Source organism: Dietzia sp. DQ12-76 (genome assembly GCF_014145045.1).
GTDB lineage: Bacteria > Actinomycetota > Actinomycetes > Mycobacteriales > Mycobacteriaceae > Dietzia.
This window is the reverse complement of record NZ_JAALDV010000203.1, coordinates 1-2,687: the sequence shown is the minus strand read 5'-3', so window position 1 is coordinate 2,687 and position 2,687 is coordinate 1. Positions and strand designations below refer to the sequence as shown.

Annotated in this window: 4 protein-coding genes; 3 read left to right on the top strand and 1 reads right to left on the bottom strand. The window is 70.3% G+C overall.

Annotated elements, in window-relative coordinates:
- The 3 genes from G6019_RS08085 to G6019_RS08075 form a co-directional block, all read left to right on the top strand.
- Nucleotides 1-446: SDR family oxidoreductase (locus G6019_RS08085; protein WP_182627367.1), on the top strand; the 446-nt coding region annotated here is incomplete at its 5' end.
- 189 nt (nt 447-635) lie between these two features.
- Nucleotides 636-842 (top strand): PspC domain-containing protein, encoded by a 207-nt coding sequence (locus G6019_RS08080; protein WP_107755660.1) that lies wholly within the window; start codon nt 636-638, stop codon nt 840-842.
- Between the two features lie 23 nt (nt 843-865).
- A complete protein-coding gene (locus G6019_RS08075; RefSeq protein ID WP_182612212.1) occupies nt 866-1,729 on the top strand; it encodes a crotonase/enoyl-CoA hydratase family protein in 864 nt (287 codons plus the stop codon).
- Nucleotides 1,730-1,921: 192 nt separating this feature from the next.
- Here the strand turns inward: G6019_RS08075 and G6019_RS08070 are convergent, their stop codons facing one another.
- Nucleotides 1,922-2,434: an inorganic diphosphatase gene (locus tag G6019_RS08070; RefSeq protein WP_182612211.1), complete on the bottom strand. Its 513-nt coding sequence runs from the start codon at nt 2,432-2,434 to the stop codon at nt 1,922-1,924.
- Nucleotides 2,435-2,687: the final 253 nt, after the last annotated feature.

Below are 2,687 nucleotides of genomic sequence, written 5' to 3'. Positions count from 1 at the left end.
CGGCGGGGGCAGGCGGGGCCGACTCCGGGGCCGACTCCGGGGCCGAGAGCAGCGCCGCGCCCGGGAGCAGCTCCGTGGTCATGATGGCCTCCGCGGTCATCCACCACTCCCGCGAGCGCTACGCCGGCTACAAGATCGCCAAGACCGCCCTCGTCGCGCTGGGCCACTCCCTGGCCACGGAGCTCGGGCCGCGCGGCATCCGCGTCAACACCGTGGCGCCCGGCTACATCTACGGCGAGACGCTCAAGGGGTACTTCGAGCACCTGGCGGGCAAGTACGGCGGGACCGTGGAGGACGTCTACGCCCACACCGCCGAGAAGATGGACCTGAGGCGCCTGCCCAGCGAGCGCGAGATCGTCGACCCGGTGCTGTTCCTCCTGTCGGACGCGGCGTCGGCGGTCACCGGCCAGACCCTGACCGTGGACTGCGGCGAGTTCCACACCTGAGCCGCTGACACCTCGGGAGAGCTCGCCTGCGCGCCCACCCCGGGACTCCGTCCCCGCATCTACCCCGAGGCACGGATCAGGGTGGGGATCGGGGTCGAACCCGGATGTGGCGGGCGCCGTGGGGGAGGAGACTGGAGGTCGTCGGGGAGAGGTCCCCGACCGCCATTGACGACGACGAGGTGACATGTCATGACCTACCCTTCAGACTCCCAGCCCAAACGACTGACCCGCTCCGAGGACCGCTGGATCGGGGGCGTGTGCGGCGGGCTCGCCGACTACTTCGGGATCGACCCGGTGTTGGTCCGCGTCCTGTTCGTGGCCTCCCTGCTGCTGCCCGGGCCGCAGGTGCTCCTGTACCTGATCCTCTGGTTCGTCATGCCTGACGTCCGCGCCTGAGGTCGTCATGGCAGGCTGAGCGCATGAGCACTCAAGACACCTCGGCCGCGCCCGGTCAGTACTCCTCCGTCCGCATCGAGAAGGCGGTCCGGCATCCGCACGTCGCGCAGGTGACGCTGATCGGGCCCGGCCCCCACAACGGCATGGGGCCGGATTTCTGGGCGGAGATGCCCCGCGTGATGGCGGAGCTCGACGCCGATCCGGAGGTCCGTGCGGCCGTCATCGCCGGGGAGGGCCGCAACTTCTCCTATGGGCTCGACCTCATGGCGATGATGCCGCAGTTCATGGAGTTCCTTCCCCAGGACACGACCCCGGACGCCTCTCGTAACGAGCGGATCCTGGACTTCGTGGAGAACATGCGTCGCGCCATCGACTCGGTGGCGTCGGCCAAGACCCCCACCGTCGCGGCGGTCCAGGGCCGCTGCATCGGGGGCGCGGTGGACCTGATCTCCGCCTGCGACGTCCGCCACGGCGCCGCCGACTCGACCTACTCGATCCGCGAGGTCAAGGTGGGGATCGTGGCCGACATGGGCTCGCTCGCGCGGCTTCCCCACATCATCGGCTCCGGGCTGACCCGGGAACTCGCCCTCACCGGCCGGGACATCGACGCCCAGACCGCCCTGCGCTACGGGCTGGTCACCCAGGTGGCCGAGGACGCCGCCGGTGTGTTGGCCTCGGCCCACGCCACCGCCGCCGAGATCGCCGCCAACCCCCCGCTGGTGGTCCGCGGGACCCGCGAGGTGCTCAACCGCGGCATCGAGGGGCAGATCCGCGAGAACAACCGCTACGTGGCCACGTGGAACGCCGGGTTCCTCGCCTCCTCCGACATGATGGAGGCCATCTCGGCGACGCTCGAGAAGCGCGAGGCGAAGTTCACCGGCCGCTGAGGCCACGAACCAGGCCGCGCTGGCCGACCCGACGAACGGTCGCCAGAAAAGGTGAGCCGTCACTCCGGTACGTAACGGCGGATCCACACCAGGGGAAACGCTGCCCGGAGTGACGGCTCGTGTACGTGCGGGCGTGTGGGCCGACGCGGCGGGGACCCCCGGCCACGCGGGCGGACCCCCGGCCGCCCGGGGTCAGCCGCGGTTGGGCTCGGCCTTCTCCTCGGGGTGCTTGGCGAAGTTCTCGACGCCCTCGGCGATGAGCTTCTCCCCGAGGTCCTTGCCCTTCCACTCACCGGGCGTGACGTGCTTGCCGGGCTCGAGGTCCTTGTAGTGGAGGAAGAAGTGCTCGATCGCCTTGAGCTCGAAGTCCGGGACGTCCTCGATGTCCTGGATGTGCTCCCACCGCGGGTCCGTGGCCGGGACGCACAGCAGCTTGTCGTCGCCGCCGGCCTCGTCGGACATGGTGTAGACACCCACGACGCGGGCGTTGACGATCACGCCGGGGTGCACCGACTCGTCCAGCAGGACCAGCGCATCGCACGGGTCGCCGTCGTCGGCGAGCGTGTTGTCGATGAACCCGTAGTCGGCCGGGTAGCCCATCGAGGTGAACAGGAACCGGTCGAGGTAGATCTTCCCGGTCTCGTGGTGGATCTCGTACTTGTTGCGCGAGCCCTTGGGGATCTCGATGGTCACTTCGACGGACACTGGCGTACCTCGCTGATCGGCGTTCTCGGGACCCCGGACGCGCGCCCGGGAATTCGCACCGATTCTAGTAGGCAGGTCCGGCACCGGGGGCGGTCGCCGTCAGGTCGCCCGCTAGCGTGGGTGATCGATGGCCGCAGCCCGGTCGGGGGCGAGGGCTCGAGAGTGCGGGAGGGCAGGGGTCGGTGACCGAGCGGGGCGTGTGGCGCGGGCGGGGCCCGGTGTGGCGGATCGGCGTGGTCCTGGTCACCGTGGC

Coding starts and splice junctions, on each gene's coding strand:
- G6019_RS08080 (WP_107755660.1), top strand. CDS start 636: ATGACCTACCCTTCAGACTCCCAGCCCAAACGACTGACCCGCTCCGAG.
- G6019_RS08075 (WP_182612212.1), top strand. CDS start 866: ATGAGCACTCAAGACACCTCGGCCGCGCCCGGTCAGTACTCCTCCGTC.